Source organism: Mesorhizobium sp. M0848, from assembly GCF_040319805.1.
Lineage (GTDB): Bacteria > Pseudomonadota > Alphaproteobacteria > Rhizobiales > Rhizobiaceae > Mesorhizobium.
On sequence record NZ_JAMYOM010000017.1, the window covers coordinates 89116 to 107560 of the forward strand.

At 63.6% G+C, this 18445-nt stretch carries 16 protein-coding genes; 8 read left to right on the forward strand and 8 right to left on the reverse strand.

What is annotated here, in order from left to right; all coding sequences use genetic code 11:
• Positions 1-90 precede the first annotated feature (90 nt).
• Positions 91-1467: a 3-oxo-tetronate kinase gene (gene otnK / locus NKH95_RS20225; protein ID WP_352612472.1), complete on the forward strand. Its 1377-nt coding sequence runs from the start codon at positions 91-93 to the stop codon at positions 1465-1467.
• Positions 1467-2105, forward strand: a complete 639-nt coding sequence (locus NKH95_RS20230) for a class II aldolase/adducin family protein (protein WP_352551171.1) — start codon at positions 1467-1469, stop codon at positions 2103-2105. The genes otnK and NKH95_RS20230 overlap by 1 nt, the downstream gene beginning before the upstream one ends.
• A 170-nt stretch (positions 2106-2275) precedes the next feature.
• Here the strand turns inward: NKH95_RS20230 and NKH95_RS20235 are convergent, their stop codons facing one another.
• Genes NKH95_RS20235 through NKH95_RS20255 form a run of 5 tightly spaced genes read right to left on the reverse strand, consistent with a single transcriptional unit; the run spans position 2276 to position 7550 of the window.
• Positions 2276-3547 (reverse strand): CaiB/BaiF CoA transferase family protein, encoded by a 1272-nt coding sequence (locus NKH95_RS20235; protein WP_352892687.1) that lies wholly within the window; start codon positions 3545-3547, stop codon positions 2276-2278.
• A 39-nt stretch (positions 3548-3586) separates the two neighbouring features.
• Entirely contained in the window at positions 3587-4618 is a 1032-nt protein-coding gene (locus NKH95_RS20240; RefSeq protein WP_352612468.1) for an ABC transporter ATP-binding protein, read from the reverse strand.
• On the reverse strand, positions 4615-5691 hold the full coding sequence (locus NKH95_RS20245) for an ABC transporter ATP-binding protein (RefSeq protein ID WP_352551177.1): 1077 nt from the start codon (positions 5689-5691) through the stop codon (positions 4615-4617). The genes NKH95_RS20240 and NKH95_RS20245 overlap by 4 nt, the downstream gene beginning before the upstream one ends.
• A gap of 3 nt (positions 5692-5694) precedes the next feature.
• Positions 5695-6537 carry an ABC transporter permease gene (locus tag NKH95_RS20250; protein ID WP_502895274.1) on the reverse strand — a complete coding sequence of 281 codons (843 nt, stop codon included), beginning with the start codon at positions 6535-6537 and terminating at the stop codon, positions 5695-5697.
• Positions 6537-7550, reverse strand: a complete 1014-nt coding sequence (locus NKH95_RS20255; protein WP_128302838.1) for an ABC transporter permease — start codon at positions 7548-7550, stop codon at positions 6537-6539. Before NKH95_RS20255 ends, NKH95_RS20250 begins: the two co-directional genes overlap by 1 nt.
• Positions 7551-7734: 184 nt before the next feature.
• On the opposite strand from NKH95_RS20255, the gene NKH95_RS20260 reads away from it, so the two are divergent.
• The 5 genes from NKH95_RS20260 (at position 7735) to NKH95_RS20280 (ending at position 13909) form a co-directional block, all read left to right on the forward strand.
• On the forward strand, positions 7735-8544 hold the full coding sequence (locus tag NKH95_RS20260; RefSeq protein ID WP_352612466.1) for an IclR family transcriptional regulator: 810 nt from the start codon (positions 7735-7737) through the stop codon (positions 8542-8544).
• Between the two features lie 134 nt (positions 8545-8678).
• Positions 8679-9431: an SDR family NAD(P)-dependent oxidoreductase gene (locus tag NKH95_RS20265; RefSeq protein ID WP_352612464.1), complete on the forward strand. Its 753-nt coding sequence runs from the start codon at positions 8679-8681 to the stop codon at positions 9429-9431.
• 211 nt (positions 9432-9642) lie between these two features.
• A complete protein-coding gene (locus tag NKH95_RS20270) occupies positions 9643-10992 on the forward strand; it encodes a glucoamylase family protein (RefSeq protein ID WP_023811557.1) in 1350 nt (449 codons plus the stop codon).
• Positions 10982-12514 (forward strand): mercuric reductase, encoded by a 1533-nt coding sequence (locus tag NKH95_RS20275; RefSeq protein WP_352892692.1) that lies wholly within the window; start codon positions 10982-10984, stop codon positions 12512-12514. Before NKH95_RS20270 ends, NKH95_RS20275 begins: the two co-directional genes overlap by 11 nt.
• A 330-nt stretch (positions 12515-12844) precedes the next feature.
• Positions 12845-13909, forward strand: coding sequence for a glycosyltransferase family 4 protein (locus NKH95_RS20280; protein WP_352892694.1), 1065 nt, complete (start codon positions 12845-12847; stop codon positions 13907-13909).
• 100 nt (positions 13910-14009) lie between these two features.
• Here NKH95_RS20280 and NKH95_RS20285 read toward each other — a convergent pair whose 3' ends face one another.
• The 3 genes from NKH95_RS20285 to NKH95_RS20295 form a co-directional block, all read right to left on the reverse strand.
• Positions 14010-14984, reverse strand: coding sequence for a hypothetical protein (locus tag NKH95_RS20285; protein WP_352439775.1), 975 nt, complete (start codon positions 14982-14984; stop codon positions 14010-14012).
• Positions 14985-15219: 235 nt separating this feature from the next.
• The gene (locus NKH95_RS20290) at positions 15220-15795 is read right to left on the reverse strand and encodes a DUF1349 domain-containing protein (RefSeq protein ID WP_352719537.1); all 576 of its coding nucleotides are present in this window, start codon (positions 15793-15795) and stop codon (positions 15220-15222) included.
• Positions 15796-15886: 91 nt separating this feature from the next.
• A complete protein-coding gene (locus tag NKH95_RS20295; protein ID WP_352751718.1) occupies positions 15887-17326 on the reverse strand; it encodes an aldehyde dehydrogenase family protein in 1440 nt (479 codons plus the stop codon).
• A 268-nt stretch (positions 17327-17594) separates the two neighbouring features.
• Between NKH95_RS20295 and NKH95_RS20300 the strand changes: the two genes are divergently transcribed.
• On the forward strand, positions 17595-18254 hold the full coding sequence (locus tag NKH95_RS20300) for a TetR/AcrR family transcriptional regulator (protein WP_352751717.1): 660 nt from the start codon (positions 17595-17597) through the stop codon (positions 18252-18254).
• Positions 18255-18445 lie beyond the last annotated feature (191 nt).

The following is an 18445-nucleotide window of genomic DNA, read 5'->3' on the forward strand; positions in this document are numbered from 1 at the left end:
TCGCGTGGGCTGTGTATATGATACCACGAATGGCCTGACCACCGACATGAGACAAGCCGCCCCGAAACCGGCAGACATGAGACGGGTAGCATGACCAGGTCGATGCCTTCCCTGCTGTTCGGCGCCATTGCCGACGATCTGACCGGCGGCACCGAGCTGGCGTCGATGCTGGTCGCGCGCGGCATTCCAACAGGATGCACGGTCGGACTGAGTGCGCCGATCCCATCAGGCAATCTTGCCCACGTGATCCTGCTGAAGACCCGCGTCATCGCGGCCAGCGATGCGGTGCGCCAGGTGCTGGAGGCCGCGGACCGGCTGGTTGCAGCGGGCGCGCGGCAGATCTTCTTCAAATACTGCGCTACCTTCGATTCCACGCCCGCCGGCAATATCGGCCCTTGCGCCGAGGCGCTGCTCGAGCGGCTTGGCGGCGGCGTCACGCTGTTCACCCCGGCGCTCTGCGAAACCGGCCGCACCGTTTATCAAGGGCATATGTTCGGTGGCGTCCAGTTGCTGGCAGAGTCGCCCAAGCGATTCGATCCGCTGACGCCGATGACCGATTCCAATCTGGTTCGCGTGCTGCAGACGCAGAGCAAGGGCAAGGCAGGGCTGGTGCCCTATCTCATTGTCGATGCCGGCGCCGTGGCGATCCGCAACGCCATACGAGAGCACAGTGCGCGCGGCGAGACGCTGCTGGTCACCGACACGGTCCGCGAGCGCGACCTGGCGGCGATCGCGGAAGCCGCCTTCGACCTGCCGCTGATGACCGGCAATTCCTCGGTCGCGGCGCATCTGCCGCCGGCCTGGCTGGCGCATGGGCTGGTGAATTCAGGCGACCTCGTTGCCGCCAGCCTGCCGGCCGTAAACGGCCCAGCGGCGGTGCTGGCCGGCAGCGTCGCCGATCGCACCATCGAACAGCTCGAGCGTTTTGCGCAGAACAATCCAATGCTGACGATCGATCTTGCCAGCGCCTTCGCCGGCGCCGATGTCATGGCCGAAGCGCGTGCCTTCGCCCAGCGGCATTTGCCCGGCACGATGATCGCCATTGCCACGACAGCGCCGCAAGCGACGGTCGAAGCGCTGCAGCAGGCGCACGGCCGCGATGTGGTGGCAGCAAGGGCGGAAGAGATCCTGGCCGGGATTGCACAGATTCTGGTGCGTGAACTCGGCGTCCGCCGGCTCGTCGTCGCCGGCGGCGAGACAGCCGGTTCGGTGGTCAAGGCGCTCGGCATCGACCGGATCGCCATGGGCGCCTATGAGGGCCCGGGACTGTCGCGCGCCATCGCCCACCTCCCCGACCTGCCATCCGATCCGCTGGCGCTGATGCTGAAATCGGGAAAGCTCGGCGGCCCGGATATTTTCGCCGACGTCCTGCAAGACATGACACGGGCGACCACCGTCGCGCCGGCGATCGATATATGGCCACCGGCAAAACCTGTCATGCGGCCAACCACAGGAAAGGCATCGTGATGGATACCGAGACTGCACGCGCCAGCCTGATCACCGCGACGCAGACGCTGGACGCTAGTGGGATGAATGTCGGCACCACCGGAAACATCAGCGTGCGCACGACAGCCGGCATGCTGATCACGCCGACGGGAATAGCCACGAGCGCCTTGCGGCCGGAGCAGATGGTGGCGATGCAGCTCGATGGAGCCTGGGACGGTGCGTTCAGGCCATCGAGCGAATGGGAAATGCACGCCGAGATCTACAAGGCCTTTCCCGAGGCCGGCGCCGTCGTCCATGCCCATCCCGACCATTGCGTGGCGCTATCGTGCCTGCGCGAGGGACTGCCGCTGTTCCATTACATGGTCGCGGGTTTCGGTGGCGATGATGTGCGCTGTTCGGACTATGCGCTGTTCGCGTCAAGCGACCTGGCCAAGGTTGCCGTCGTCGCGCTCAAGGACAGGTCGGCCTGCCTGCTCGCCAATCATGGCATGATCGCTTTCGGCGGCGATCTCGACATGGCGCTCATCCGCACCATCAAGCTCGAAACCTTGGCGCGGCAATATCTGCTGGCGCGCAGCGCCGGCACGCCGGTGCTCATCGAGGGCAGCGAACTCGCCGCCATTCGCGGGCGCTACAAGAGCTACGGCCAGCAGAAATAACCGGCCGAGCAATTCCAGGAAAAGTGTGAAGCGGTTTTCCCGGGAAAACCGCATAGCGCTTTCCCTTGGGAATAGCGCCAAAACAAGGAACGGCTCTTCGCGCTCTTGAAGTAGAGAACCACTCAGTCGATCCCACAAATGCGACGAGGGCTGTCACGCTCCGTGAAAGATCAGGCGGGGATCGGTTCGGCGGCAGGCGCATAGACGCTGACAGCCCCAGTGCCGACCAACTGGTAGATGGTCTCGGCGCTGTAGCCGAGCACGTCGGCCAGCACGGCAGCTGTGTCCTGGCCCAGCATCGGTGGCGCGGTGAAGTCGGCGGTCAACTGCGCGGCAAGTCCCTGCGCCGGGCGCACCATGGCGACGGAACCGAGATGCGGATGCGGCAAGGTCTGAACGAGGCCACGTTCGCGCACATTGGGACTATCGAAGACTTCCGGTATCGATTTTACCGTGCCGGCCGGCACGCTGGCGGCGGCACAGGCCGACATCCAGTGATCACGCGGCTTGGTCTTGAAGACGGCGGTGAGGTGCGGGATCAGCGCCTCGCGGTTGGTGGCGCGCGCCCCTGCCTTGATGAAGCGCGCATCCCCAGCCAGATGTGGCAGATCAACGACCTTCTCGCACAGCGCCGCGAACTGGCGGTCATTGCCGACCGCCAGCGCAAAGCTGCCATCGGAGGCTTGGAATATCTGATAGGGAACGACCGTCGGATGGGCATTGCCGTATCGGGCGACCTCTCGGCCGGTGTTGAGATAACCGCTGCCGACATTGATCAGCAGGCTGAGCGCGCAGTCGATCAGCGACAGGTCGAGGAACTGCCCCTTGCCGGTCGTCGTTCGCTCGAAAAGCGCTGCCAGGATCGACTGCGTGGCGACCATGCCGCAGACGATGTCGGTGATGGCGACGCCGACACGCATCGGCTCGCCATTGCTCTCGCCAGTGATGGCCATCAGGCCGCTTTCGGCCTGCATGACGAAATCATAGCCGGGCCGTCCGGCATCGGGGCCGGTCTGGCCGTAACCGGAGATCGAGCAATAGATCAGCCGTGGGTTTGAGGTACTGAGCTCCTTGAAACCAACGCCAAGGCGATCGGCGGTGCCGGAGCGGAAATTCTCGACGACGATGTCGGCCTTCGCCGCCAGCTCGCGCACGATGGCCAGCCCCTGCGGGCTCTTCATGTCGAGCACGATGCTCTGCTTGCCGCGATTGGCGCAGAGATAGTAGGTCGAGACACCCTTGTAGCTCGGCACCGACCACGCCCTGGTGTCATCGCCGCCGTCGATGTTCTCGATCTTCCAGACTTCGGCGCCGAGATCGGCCAAGCTCATCGTCGCCCACGGACCGGCCAGCACGCGCGAAAGATCGAGAACCTTGATGCCTTCGAGCGGCAGGCGCCCACGGCCCGCCGTGCTGGCATCGTCAGTTTGGGCTTCAGTCACGATAATATCCTTCGTGGGTACAGCAATCGTGAGGACCGGTCAGACAGCCTTTAAAGTGTTGACCGGCTCCGGGAAATGACAGGCGACCCGATGCGAACCGCCAGGCGGATCGAGCGGCGGTTCGACGGCAGCGCAGATCGCCTGCGCCTTGAAGCAGCGCGTGCGGAAGCGGCAGCCTGACGGCGGGTTGAGCGGGCTCGGCACGTCACCGGTCAGCACGATGCGCTCGCGCCTGCGCTCCTTCTCGGGATTGGCGAGCGGCACCGCCGACAGCAGCGCCTGCGTGTAGGGATGCAGCGCACTGGAATAGAGCTCGGCCGCGGGCGCGATCTCGACGATCTTGCCGAGATACATCACCGCGACCTGGTGCGAGATGTGGCGCACGACGGACAGATCATGGGCGATGAACAGATAGGAGGTGCCGAAGGATTGCTGAATATCCCTAAGCAAATTGAGCACGCCAGCCTGCACCGAAACGTCGAGCGCCGAAACCGGTTCGTCGAGGATCACCACTTGCGGGTTGAGGGCCAGCGCGCGGGCGATGACCACACGCTGGCGCTGGCCGCCGGACAGCTCGTGCGGATAGCGCTTGCCGTGATCGGGATTGAGCCGGACGAGTTCGAGCAGTTCGGCGACGCGCGCGCGGCGGTCGGCCGCCGACATGTCGCTCATGCGCAGCGGCTCGGCGATGTTGTCGGCGATGCGCATGCGCGGATGCAGCGACCCGTACGGATCCTGGAAGACCAGCTGGATGTAGCGCCGCATCAGGCGCATGTCTTCGTGATTGAGCGCGAGCAGGTTCTGGCCCCGGAACCAGCTTTCGCCGCTGGTCGGCTCGATCAGCCGCATCAGGCAGCGCCCGAGGGTCGACTTGCCGCAACCGGATTCACCGACGAGGCCCAGCGTTTCGCCGGGGGCTACGTCGAACGAGACATCAGCGACCGCACGGACATGGGCAACGGCACGGTCGAAGACGAGGCCGCCGCGAACCGGAAAGTCCTTGACGAGATGGCGTACCGAAAGCGCTGCCGCCGGCTTGGTTTCGACTTGAATTTGCTCCGCTGCGCTCATGGGCTCACGCTTCCATTGTCCAGGCTGGCCGCCACCAGCGCAGCGCTGTGGAAGGGCGGCAAGGTCGTCGCGAAATGGCAGGCCGAGAACCGGCCGCCAATATCGTGCAAAGGCGGATCCTCGGTCCGGCAGCGTGCCTCGGCATAGATGCAGCGCGGATGGAAGGCGCAGCCGCCCGGCAAGCGGCCAAGTGCGGGCGGCGAACCGTCGATCGAGAACAGCCGCTCGCGGCTTTCCTCGAGGTTGGGGATCGAGGCAATGAGGCCGCGCGTGTAGGGATGGCGCGGGTCGGCGAACAGCTCGGACACGCCAGCCTGTTCGACGACGCGGCCGGAATAGACGACCGCGACGCGGTCGGCATGACCGGCGACGACGCCGAGATCATGGGTAATCAGCACCAGGCCAAGGCCGAGCCGCTCCTGCAGCGAACGCAGCACCGACAGGATCTGCGCCTGCACCGTGACATCGAGCGCCGTGGTCGGTTCGTCGGCGATTAGCAAATCGGGATCGTTGGCGACGGCCATGGCTATGACCGCGCGCTGGCGCATGCCGCCGGAGAATTCATGCGGATACTGGTTCACCCGGCGCTCCGGCTGCGGGATCGCCACCAGATTGAGCAATTCCACCGCGCGCGCCATGGCCTGTTTGCGGGTGACGCGCTGATGCAGCCTGACCGCCTCGGCGATCTGGGCGCCGACAGTCATCACCGGGTTTAGCGAGGACAGCGGGTCCTGAAAAATCATGGCTATCCGCGCGCCCCTGATCTTGCGCATTTCGCGTGACGATTTGCCGACCAGTTCGTCGCCGTTGAAGCGGACCGAACCGGTGACCACCGCATTCTTCGACGTCAGGCCGAGCGCGGCGAGCATGCCAACGGACTTGCCCGAGCCGGACTCCCCGACAATGCCGACCACTTCGCCCTTGGCGACGTCGAGGTCGATGCCGCGCACCGCTTCGAACTGATCGCCTGCCCGTCGGAAGCCTACCCGCAGGCCGCGTATGGACAGCAGCGGCTCACCTCTGCCCGCCTTGTCGACTGCGCCCGGTGGCGCTGAAGATATCTGTGCGCTCATCGCTTAATCCGACCTTGGATCGAGAATGTCGCGCAAGCCGTCGCCGATGAAGTTGAAGCCGAGCACGATGGTGAGGATGGCGACGCCGGGACCGAAGGCGATCCACCATTGGTAGAAATGGACGGCGCCATCGGAGATCATCGACCCCCATTCAGGCGTCGGCGGCGTGGCGCCGAGCCCGATGAAGCTGAGCGACGCGGCAAGCAGCACGACCTGGCCGAGATCCATGGTCGCGCTGATCAGCACCGGGGTCCAGCAAAGCGGCAATATGTGCGTGAACAGCACGCGTCGAGGCCTGGCGCCGGCAGCGATCGCCGCCTCGACATGCTCGCGCTCCTTCACCTCCAGCACCTGCGCCCGCATCAGCCGGGCGTAGACCGGCCACCAGACCAGCACCATGGCGATGGCGGCATTGCCGAGGCCGGGGCCGAGCGACGCCGCGACGGCCATGGCCAGCAGCATCGGCGGAAAGGACAGAGTGACGTCGACAAGCCGCATAATCGCCGCGCCGGTCAGGCCGCCGACGAAGCCGGAAATGGCGCCGAGCAGCGAGCCGATGATCACAGCGGAGACGACGACCAGTACCGCGATAGGCAGCGAATGCGCGGCCCCGTGCAGAGTGCGGGCCAGCACATCGCGCCCGAGTGCGTCGGTGCCCAGCCAGTGCGCCCAGCTCGGCGGCTGCAGCCGGCGCGCCACCATTTCGAGCGGATCGAACTGCACGACCAGATTGGCGAACACGGTCATGAACAGCCAAAACAGGATGACGATCGTGCCGATGACCAAAGGCGCGGTCAGCCATTCGGGAACCGTCGAGGAGCGGGACTTGGTGACGACGACTGCCATCAGCTTAATCTCACCCGCGGATTGGCCACGACATAGAGTATGTCGGTGATGAGGTTGGTGACCAGGAAGGCGAGGCCGCCAACGATGGTAACGCCGATGATTGCCGGGAAGTCGAGCGCGCGCGCCGCCTCGACGGCATAGGAACCCATGCCCGGCCAGGAGAAGATGGTCTCGGTCAGCACCGCGCCGGTGATCAGATAGGCGAAGGAGTAGCCGATGACGGTCAAGGTCGGCACCATGGTGTTGCGCAGCGCGTGGACAATGACGACGCGGAATTCGCTCGCCCCCTTGGCGCGCGCGGTGAGCACGAACTCGCGGCTCATCACATCCAGCATGTTGGCGCGCACCAGCCGCGATATGGTGCCCGAAACCGTCCAGCCGAGCACGAAGGCCGGCAGAAGCAGGTGCCAGAGCGCGTCCTTGAGGACGGTCCAGTCGCCAGCCAGAAGCGAATCGATGGTCAGGAAGCCCGTGATGCCGGGCGGCAATGCCAGGCGGGCATCGACCCTGCCCGGCCCCGGCAGCCAGTTCAGCATGACGGAGAAGATGAACAACAGGCCGAGCCCCGACCAGAACACCGGCAGCGAAGAGCCGAACAAGGCGAACAGCCGCGCGCCATGGTCAATCAGGCTGTTGCGGAAATAGGCGGCTAGCACACCAAGCACAATGCCGAGCGTGGTGCCGAAGATCATCGCAGCGCAAACCAGTTCGAGCGTTGCCGGCAAGCGGTAGAGAATGTCGGTGCCGACATTGCGCTTGGTGATGAACGAGGTGCCAAGATCGCCGCTCAGCAGATTACTGAGATATATCATATAGCGTTCCGGCAAAGGACGATCGAGACCCCAGCGCGCCTTGGCGGCGGCCACCACTTCGGGGTTGCTCATCTGCTGTTCGGCGACAATCGCGGTCAGCGGATCGCCCTTGGTCACCGTGGTGATCAGGAAGGCAATGGTGACGATGCCGAGCACCAGAAACGGCATGGCGATAAGCCGGCGCAAAATATAGCGAGACACGTGGCTACCTTCACAAGGAGGGGCTTCGTAAGATGGCACAAGGCGCTTGGAGATGCCATCGAGGGAAGCATATTGACAGTGGGTGAAAGCGCCTGTCAATATAAATGGAATTTAATTTCACTTTTGAGACAGCGCCGGCGACACCGGCCCGACAGGCGGACGACGACGCCAGAAAGACCTCAGCGTGCGCAAGCGAGTCACCAGGGACGAGACGGAGCTTGAAGTCGAAGGCGCGCAGCTTTCGTCGTCGCTGGTGCGCGGGCTCGGCATCCTGCGCGCTTTCCGCCCGGGCGATGCCTCACTCGGCAATCAGGACATCATTGCCCGCACCGGCCTGCCCAAGGCCACGGTTTCCCGCATCACCTATACGCTAAGCGCGCTCGGCTATCTCCTCTACGACAAGGACCTTGGCCGCTACAGCCTGGGACCAGCCACCGTGGCGCTGGGTTATTCGGCACTGAGTTCCAGTGCGGTTGTCCACGTCGCCCGGCCGCTGATGCAGCCGCTGGCCGATTTGACGGGGGCGGCGGTGGCGCTCGGCACCCGCGACAGCCTCAACATGGTCTATCTCGCCAACTGCCGGTCGGAGAGCCTTGTCACGCTGCGCCTCAACCCGGGCTCCTATCTGCCGATCTGGAAGACATCGATGGGGCTGGCCTATGCGGCGGCACTTTCATCCGAGGAGCGTGCCAGCCTTGTGGGGGCTTTGCAGGAGGCCGAGCCGGACAGGGCGGCGATGATCGCGGCGGCGATCGACGATGCGATCGCCCAGTATGCCGACAAGGGCTATGTGACGTCGTTCGGCGCCTGGCACAGCTACATCCATGCAGTCGGCGTGCCGTTCCGTCCGAGTGACGGCTCGCCGCTGGTTGCCATCACCTGCGGCGGCATCGGCGAGATCATCACGGAAGAGCGCGCGCATGCCGAGATCGGACCGGCGCTGGTGGCGATGGTGAAGGCGCTGGGCAGAGAGCTCGAGGGACATGCCGGGTAACGGGATTGGCCCAGACGATCGGCCTCGCATGCCGGCTTGAACTTGCCTGATGGTGACCGCACAGTCGCCGTCGATGGTATGGCGGTCGCGCGTGGTTGGCGTCCATCGGGTTCAGGTGACGGGGGGAGAATCAGATGCCGATGAATTTTGCAGGACGGTTCAGCGGTCGAGCGGCGGTGATCACCGGCGGCGCATCGGGCATCGGTCTGGCAGTGGCTCAGAGGATTGTCGAAGAGGGCGGACGGGTTTCAGTCTGGGATCGCGATCCGGCTCAGATCGAACAGGCCAAGGCTACCCTTCCCGGCCTCCACGGTGTTGCCATCGACGTCGCCAATGCGGCCGGTGTGGAACGCGCCAAGCAGTCGGCGATCGAAGCGCTTGGTGGTGTCGACATCCTGGTCACCAGTGCGGCGATCACCGGACCCAACATGACGACCTGGAATTACTCGGTCGAAGATTGGCAGAAGGTCATCGACATCAACATCAATGGCGTCTTCTATTGCAACAAGGCGCTTGTCCCGCACATGCTCGAGCGCAACTATGGCCGCATCGTCAACATCGCTTCGATCGCCGGCAAGGAAGGCAATCCCAACGCTTCGGCCTACAGCACCTCGAAGGCCGCGGTGATCGGCCTGACCAAGTCGCTCGGTAAGGAGTTGGCCAAGACCAAGGTGACGGTCAATTGCGTCACACCGGCGGCCGTGCGCACCGCGATCTTCAGGCAGATGAGCCAGGAGCACATCGACTTCATGCTGTCCAAGATACCGATGGCGCGCTTCGGCGAGGTCGACGAGGTGGCGGCGCTGATCTGCTGGATCGCCTCGGAAGAGTGTTCGTTCACGACCGCCGCCGTGTTCGACGTTTCCGGCGGCCGCGCCACCTACTGAGGCAGGACGCATCTCAATTCCGCGTGACGACGCAACGAACTGGAGCGTAGGGGCGTATAGTCCAGACGTCGAATCGACGTTGACGCAACAAAGCTATGCGGGAAAGCTATGACGCGGCATGACAGTTCAGCATGCGTGATGACCTGCCGGCGCGGGGCAACTGGTTGGCGGTTGACGGACGCTGCAGCCATCCGGCGGGAGCTTGCTTCTTTTGCTTAGGGCCGAGCCTTGCGCGCTGTCCGACGACGAGCTTCTGGACCGCTATCAGCGCGCCGCCTTCGACTATTTCCTCGAGAACGTGAACCCCGAAAACGGATTGGTCGCCGACACCTCGCGGCCGAATTCGCCGGCCAGCATCGCTGTCGTCGGCTTCGCGCTGTCCAGCTATCCGGTCGGCGTCGAGCGCGGCTGGATGGCGCGCGATGCCGCCGCGAAGCTGACGCTGGCCGCGTTGCGTTTCTTCTCGGCCGGCTCGCAAGGCAATGGCGAGGAGGTCACCGGCCACAAGGGTTTCTACTACCATTTCCTCGACATGCGGACCGGCCTGCGCGTCTGGCGCTGCGAACTGTCGATGGTGGATACGGCATTGCTGATATCGGGCATGCTGGTGGCGGGCGCCTATTTCTCCGGTGATGATGACGAGGAAGCCGAAATCCGCCAACTGGCCGAGGCGCTCTACCGGCGCGTCGACTGGCGGTGGGCACAAGGCTCAAGCCCGACCTTGCGACAAGGCTGGAAGCCGAGGAGCGGCTTTCTCCACTATGGCTGGGAGGGCTACAACGAAGCCACGATCCTCTACGTCCTGTCGATGGCCTCGCCCGACAGCCCGACCTCGGACAACAGCTACGAGGGCTGGACGGCGACCTATCAGTGGGAGAACATTTACGGCTACGACGTGCTGTATGGCGGTCCGCTGTTCATGCACCAGTTCTCGCATGCCTGGATCGATTTCGCCGGCATCCGCGACGCCTTCATGCGCGAGAAGAACTCGGACTATTTCGAAAACAGCCGCCGCTCGACCTATCTGCATCGCGACTATGCACGCCACAACCCTTACGGCTATGGCGGCTACGACGAGAACCTTTGGGGTCTTTCGGCGGGCGACGGGCCAGGCGGTTTTCGCACCAGCGTGGAGCGACAGCGCCGGCGGTTTTCCGGCTATGCCGCGCGCGGCGCGCCGTTCGGGCCCGATGACGGGACGATCGCGCCTTGGTCCTATCCGGCATCACTGCCTTTCGCCCCGGAGATCTGCCTGGCGGCGTTGCGCCATCTCGGTGATCGCTACCCCGAGGTGATCGACAATTTCCGACTGCCGAGCGGTTTCAATCCGACATTGGCGAACCGACGTAAATTCGGGAGGCACGGCTGGGTGTCGGAAGGCCACTATGGGCTGGATCAAGGCATCGTGGTGATGATGATCGAGAACCATCGGTCAGGGTTGATCTGGAGACTGATGCGGTCAAATCAACACATCCGCAACGGCTTGCGCAAGGCCGGATTCAATGGCGGCTGGCTGTCTCAGCCGGCAAGCCCGGCGTCGGGTGGCGGCGATGTCGCGTGACCGGACCAGGGCTGCCGCCTTTCCTGTCGATCACAACGACATTGAGCTGATCAAGGGCGCCCATCCGCCGCACCGGAAGAACCCGCAGCCGGACGGTCCCTACAACCTCGTCGTCATCGGTGCCGGACCGGCTGGACTGACCGCCGCCTACGAAGCGGCCGGCCTCGGCGCAAAGGTCGCGCTCATCGAGCGCAACCTGATCGGCGGAACTTGCGTCAATGTCGGCTGCATCCCGTCGAAGTCGATCATCCGCACCGCAAGGCTTTATGCCGACATGCGCGACGCCGAGAATTTCGGCGGCGACATGCCGGACCGTCTTCACGTCAACTTTCAGCGCGCCATGACGCGGATGCGGCAGATCCGGCAGCGGATCAGCCGCGCCGATGCCGCCGATAGCCTGATTGCCGAAGGCATCGACCTTTATTTCGGTGAAGCGCGGTTTTCCGGAAGGGACGCTGTCACGGTCGCCGGACAAACCTTGCGTTTCAGAAAGGCGCTGATCGCGACAGGCGCGCGCCCGAGGCTGCCGACGATCTCGGGGCTTGCCGACGCCGGCTATCTCAGCAACGAGACCATGTTCGATCTCACGGAGTGCCCGAAGCGGCTTCTGGTCATCGGCGGCGGACCACTCGGTTGCGAAGCGGCGCAGGCCTTCTGCCTGCTGGGCGCGAAGGTCATCCAGGCGCAGCGCGAACCGATGTTCCTGCCCGGTGAGGAACGCGATGCCGCCCAAATTCTTTCGTACGCGCTGGCGCGCGAAGGTGTCGAGGTTCGCCTCAACACCGAGGTGGTGGCGGTACGAACGGAAGGCGGCAAGAAGCTCGCCGACCTGGTGTGCGACGACATCACGACAACGATTTCCGTCGACGAGATCATCACCGGCATCGACCGATCGCCCAATGTCGACGGTCTCGACCTGGAGAACGCCGGGGTGGCATATGATGCCGACGGCATCAAGGTGGACGATTATCTCCGAACCGCCAATCCACGCATCTATGCGGCGGGCGACGTCTGCCTCGCCTACAAATTCACCCATACCGCCGAGGCGACAGCCCGCATGGTCGTGCGCAATGCCCTGTTTCTCGGACGCAGGAAACTGAGCGAACTGGTCATTCCGTGGTGCACCTATACCGATCCGGAGATCGCCCATGTCGGCCTCTATCCGGCGGAGGCGCGCCAGAGCGGCATTCCGGTCAAGACCTATACGGTGCTGATGCACGATGTCGCCCGTGCGGTGATGGACGGCGAGGAGGAGGGTTTTGTCAAAATCCACGTCAGGGAGGGGTCCGACCGCATCCTGGGCGCCACGGTCGTCGCCAGCCATGCCGGCGAGATGATCAATGCGGTGTCGCTGGCGATCAAATCGGGCATGAGATTGCGGGCGCTGGCCGACGTCATCCATCCATTCCCGACGCAGGCGCAAGGCATCAAGATGGCCGGTGACGCCTATCGGCGGACAAGGCTCACCTCATCATGGAAGCATCTGGCGGGCCGCTGGTTGGCGTGGTCCAGGCGATGGTGACATTCGGCAGGGCGCGCAGCTGGTGCATCTGACATTCAGCGACGATGCGGCGCTTGACGAAAGCGGCGTTCGGCTGAACAAGTCGAAGCCGATTGTTGTGGTTTTGGGGCCGTCGCGCATGTCGTCTGGAATGAAGCCTCCGGCGCAAAGCCCAGAGCGTCCGCTTTGAAACCCGCGGACGCACAACCGCTCGACGCTGCCTCCGCGGCGAAAGCCGGGCGACGTGTGCTGGTTGTGTCCCACGATCCGGCCTTTCCGCCGATCTCCGGCGCGGATTTGCGGAACTACCGCAATGCTGAGTCTGCTGCGCAATTCGGCCCGGTCTGCCTGGTGTCTGTGCTGCCGCAGGCGACGGAAACAACCGATCCGTCGATCCGCACCGAAGCCTTGTCGATCAAGGGAGAGGCCCGCTCCGCTTCGATCGGGTGGTGGCGCATAAGGACGGAGCGTCGCATCTCGCGCGTCGCCTTGACGCGGCTGGAGGCACTGGTTCGGGACTTCCGCCCCGATACGGTGCTGATCGAGGGCATCGGCCTGTTCAAGCTGCTGCGGCCTTTGCGGGCATTGACGAAACATCTCATCCTCGACATGCACAACGTCGAGTCCGACTTGGCGGGGCAGTTGCGGCACGTCGATGTGAAGCGGCCTGCGGTGGCGACGATCAGCGCGGGCATCAGGCGTCTCGAGAGAAAAGCGATTGCCCTTGTCGACCGGGTCTGGGTCTGCTCGAGCCAGGATCGAGAGCGGTTGATGGCGCTTTCCCGGCATAAGTTGCCGATCGATGTCGTTCCAAACGGAATTCCGCACGCCGGGCACAGCCCCGAAACGCTGCCCGCCGAGCCCGGATCCGGCGAAAGCTTTCCGGTGATCCTGTTCGTCGGCCATCTCGGCTATCCGCCAAACGTCGACGCCGTCCAGAGATTAGCCGGCTCCATACTTACGCGCATCCGACTGGCCTTGCCGACCGCGACATTGATTCTCGCTGGGCGCAACCCGACAACGGCCGTGCAAGCGCTGGCAGGATTGCGGGGCGTGGAGCTTGTCGAAGACCCCGAAGACATGGCGCCGCTTCTTTCGAGAGCGCATCTCACCATCATCCCGCTTGCGGCAGGCGGCGGCACCCGCATCAAGATTTTGGAGGCGATGGCGTGGGGCGTGCCGGTGATCGCCACGCCTCTGGCGGCCGAGGGCCTGGATCTGGTCGACGGGGAGGAGCTGCTGCTGTCGGATACCGATGAAGGGCTTGCCGGAATGGCTGTCGGACTCTGCCTGGATGCCGACCGCAGGGCACGGCAGCGCATCCGCGCGCATCAAGCGGTTTGGGCAAGGTTCGGCCCAGAAGCCATCCGCAATGCTGTCCGCGGCGGGCTGGGGCTGGACGAGGCTGGCACATGATCCGTCCCTCCACCAGATATGGAGGAGCCACATCGTTCCACATCGCTTGCAGGAGCCCCGCTTCGCACCACGTCCAGCCGGAATTTCGTGGTCTGCCCTATCAGGATGCGTGCTGAAGCTCTTGCCGAATGGGGCCGAGATAGGTTTGCGGATGCAAGCGTCCCCAAACATGGCCCCGGTCGGTCAGATGCGCGACCTGCTCTATCCAGCGTCTCGGCGCATCGGGGTCCCTCACCTCATGCCAGTCGTCGACGATAATGACAGGCAGGCCCTGGTAGAGCGGGTCGAGCGGCGAGGTCCTGGTGACGACGATGCAGCCGAGATAAAACAGCTCCCATGTCCTATGGCAGTCCAGGCCATTGCCTTCGGTGGACAGCACGAGCGGGTATTGCGAGTATAGTTGCCAGATCGAGCGCTGGGAGACCCGTTTCGTCAGGAAATCGACATGCGGACATCCGCCCAGGGCATCAAGCAGTTCCCGGCGCTGCCTCGAGCCATTGCTGATGCTGAAATCAGAGAACAGCCTGGGCGGGCGGCGGTCCACATGATCCTGCCGGGCGCGTATGATTTCCAGTTGCTTCACAAGCCCTGCCGGCGTGGCAAGGGACCGAGGCGTGTGAAGATCGAGCCCGATCGGGAAAGGCTTCACTCTGGGGTGAGTGCCGTCACAATTCTGGCTGTACCAAGAGACCAGGAAAGGGTTGGCGAGAAGTTGGTCGACGGTGTCCTTCGCCAGATCCGACGGCACCGAAGCATCTCCGTCGGTCGTCAGCAGCGTGAACGGTGCCGTGATCGTCGGCAGCACGATCCTGACGAACGTGTCGAGGTCGCAGGTTTGCGCATCCCTGGACAAGGTGCTCAGGCGCAGCCAGACGATGCCATGCGCGCCGCTGTAATGTTGGCGGAAAAATGCCTCGCTCTGCGTCGATGCAGTTGGCGCGTTGCGATACCAGCGCGGCCCGGCGAAATCGCAGAAATGCCCGATGCCCTGCGACCACAGCACGGGCGGAACGTCAAGAAACCTTAGCGCCCTGGAATAGACGACTCTTTTGACAGCCCTTCGAAACCTGCCCATCGGCAACTCCTAGCGCGGATGCCAATAGCGTTGCAACGTACTGCCTGGCATATTCGCCTTGAGCCGAACCCGGGCTAAAAATTTCGAGCCGTCTGGCGGCGTCGCAACTGGCTGACGATCTCGCCGGCTGCAGTGCCGCGACCAACTCCCGGCACGGACAGAGGCACGCGGCGGTCTACAGACTTGATCGCGGCAAAGGTCGAAGTGCTTGCGGTTCAGCGCAAGACCGCACATCTCAATCGTGCAATTCCCGCGATATCGGCGGACCGAGGGAGAAATCGGAGAACGTTACCTCAAAGCCCTCGCGTTGCGGCGAACAGCACATCATGCCGATATCGACCGTCTTCGAGGTCGGGAAATAGGCAAGCCGCACAGGCTTCCAGTGGCCGTCGGAAGCATCGAGGTACTGGACGCGGATCGCCTCGGCGTGACGGGTGAACCGGATCCTGACGCCGTTCGGATCGGCATGAATGGCGACCAGCGACCAGTCTGACGTGTCGTTGGTGACGACAACGGAGAAATAGGCAAGGCCGTCGGTGTACTCGATACCGGCCTTGATCCAGTGCGTTTCGCTGAGCCGGACCATCAGCCCGGCCTGATCATAGAGGACTTCGTAGTCGCCTTTGACCGTGACTTCGGCGCTGAAATCGCCTTCGACCGGCCGGTGCAGGAAGTGGCCGTTGTCGCGCCAGAAACCGTAGAAGGTCTCGCGCCAGAAATCGGTCTCCTTACCGGTGCGCACACGAACGCTGTCGCCGTCGATAGAATGGTGCGGCGGCGGGTTAAGCCAGATCAGATCTTGCACTGTCATCCTTTCGCGCCGTCCAATCCAGATGTGCATGGCGGTGTTGCCGGCATGATCGGCAGTGACCGATCAGTCAGGCTGATCGGTCGACGGCCGATCAGCCTGCGAACGTATAGGCCGTCTTCACCGTGGTGTAGAACTCCGCCGCATAGTGGCCCTGCTCGCGCGGCCCATAGCTCGAACCCTTGCGGCCGCCGAAGGGAACATGGAAATCGACACCCGCCGTCGGCAGGTTGACCATCACCATTCCGGCCTCCGAATTGCGCTTGAAGTGCGTGGCATGCTTGAGGCTCGAGGTGCAGATGCCGGAGGTCAAGCCGAAGGGTGTGTCGTTGGCGACGGAAAGCGCCTCGTCATAGTCCTTGACGCGAATGACGCTGGCGACAGGTCCGAAAATCTCCTCGCGCGAACTGCGCATGGCATTGGTGGCCTCGGTCAGCAATGCCGGCTGCAGATAGAAGCCTGGCGTCTTGCGGTCGAGCCGCTCGCCGCCGAAGGCGAGCGTGGCACCTTCCCTGACGCCGATGGCGATATAGTCCTCGTCCTGCTTCAGCTGCGTCGCGTCGACGACAGGACCGATCTGGGTCTGCGCGTCGAGCGCATCGCCGATGACCAGTTTGCTCATGCGATCCTTGAGGGCATCGACGAAACGGTCATGGATGGCCTCAGTCACGATCAGCCTGGACGACGCGGTGCAGCGCTGGCCAGTCGAGAAGAAGGCGCCATTGAGCGCGCAATCGACGGCGATCGCAAGATCGGCATCGTCGAGCACGACCAGTGGGTTCTTGCCGCCCATTTCAAGCTGGAACTTGCGCATGTGTTCGATGCTTGCCGCGGCAACGCGCTTGCCGGTACCGACCGAGCCGGTGAAGCTGATGGCGTTGACGTCGGGACTGTCGAGCATCGCCTGACCGACGACCGAGCCCTTGCCCATGACGAGATTGAGCACGCCCTTTGGCAGGCCGGCGCGATGCAGGATGTCGACGATGGTCCAGGCGCTCTCGGGAACCAGTTCAGCCGGCTTGAAGACGACGGTGTTGCCGTGTGTCAGCGCCGGAGCGATCTTCCAGGCCGGAATGGCGATCGGAAAATTCCACGGCGTGATGATGCCAACCACGCCGACCGCCTCGCGCGTCATCTCCACGCCGACGCCCGGCCGCACGCTCGGCATGACCTCTCCGGTCAAACGCAACGTTTCGCCGGCAAAGAAATCGAATATCTGGGCGGCGCGAATGGTCTCGCCGATGCCTTCTGCCAGCGTCTTGCCTTCCTCACGCGCCAGGTTGCGGCCAATCTCGTCCTTGCGCGCCAGAATCTCGTCGGAGGCCTTTTTCAACACCGCGTGACGCGCCAGCGGACCGGAGCGGGACCAAGCCGGGAACGCTGCCTTGGCCGCGGCGATCGCCTGCTTGGCCTGTTCGACACCCGCCGAGGCATAATCGCCGACGATGTCACCGGTATCCGAGGGGTTGATGTTGCGCGAACCGGCGTTGCCGACCCACTCGCCATCGATGAGGTTCTTTCGAAACAGCGTCATATCGTATGTTCCTGCTTGTTGGCCGCGCGGGCATCTGTCTGAACTGGTATTTGCCAGACAATTGCCTCGCGGGAAAGCAAACAGTGAACCAGCAGCCGCGACAAAAATCCCCGCTTGCGCCGCGCGGATGGCGGGCGACGACAATGCCCCATCGAGCCTCGATGCAGCCAACAGCCACGATGCATCATTCGGCTTGGGGCCGATTTGGTCTGTACACAAATGTCCATAGCCTTGATTTGCCTGAGGCAGCGTGTCATGCGTCGTGTCGATGGCAGCTCTCGAAACGACGATTCAGCGCGCCGGCGCCACCGGGAATATCAAGGCCACTCGCGAAGACTGGCTGAAGCTTGCGCTTGAAACGTTGATCTCTGACGGTGTCGAACGCGTCCGCGTGCTGACGCTTGGACAGAAGCTCGATGTGTCGCGTTCCAGCTTCTACTGGTATTTCAAGAGCCGACAGGATCTGCTCGATCAATTGCTGGATTACTGGCGGCAGACCAACACCAGGTTCATCGTCGAACGGGCCAGGCGGCCTTCCGCGACCGTGATCCGCGGGGTGATGAGCATTTTCGAATGCTGGGTGGACGAAAAACTGTTCGATCCGCAGCTGGATTTCGCGATCAGGGCCTGGGCCCGCCGCTCGCCCGCCATCAGGCGCGCGCTCGACGAGGCCGACGAGGAGCGCGTCAACGCCATCCGCGACATGTTCATGCGCCACGGCTATGAGGAAGAAGACGCGTTCGTGCGAGCCCGTGTGCTGTATTTCATGCAGATCGGCTATTACTCGCTTGAGCTCAACGAGCCGATGAGCAGCCGCCTGCCTCACGTCGCCGGTTATCTGCGCAGCTTCACCGGCCAGGAGCCTCCGGAGGAGGATGTCGAAGACTTCTCGCGCTATGTCGAGAAAACGCTTTCGCGCAACCGATAGTACGGCCCGCTCGGCCCCCGCAGCTGGCGACTTCGCGGGCGCATCGGCCCAAATAGCAAGCACGTTTGCTGCCGACAGCAGCGGAGACGCCCCTCTGCCGCATCGGCGCAAAGCGGCGTCATGGACCGTTCATTCCGTCCTCCGCCAAGCTCTAGACACATATGTACAATACCGATAGGGTACGCCACACT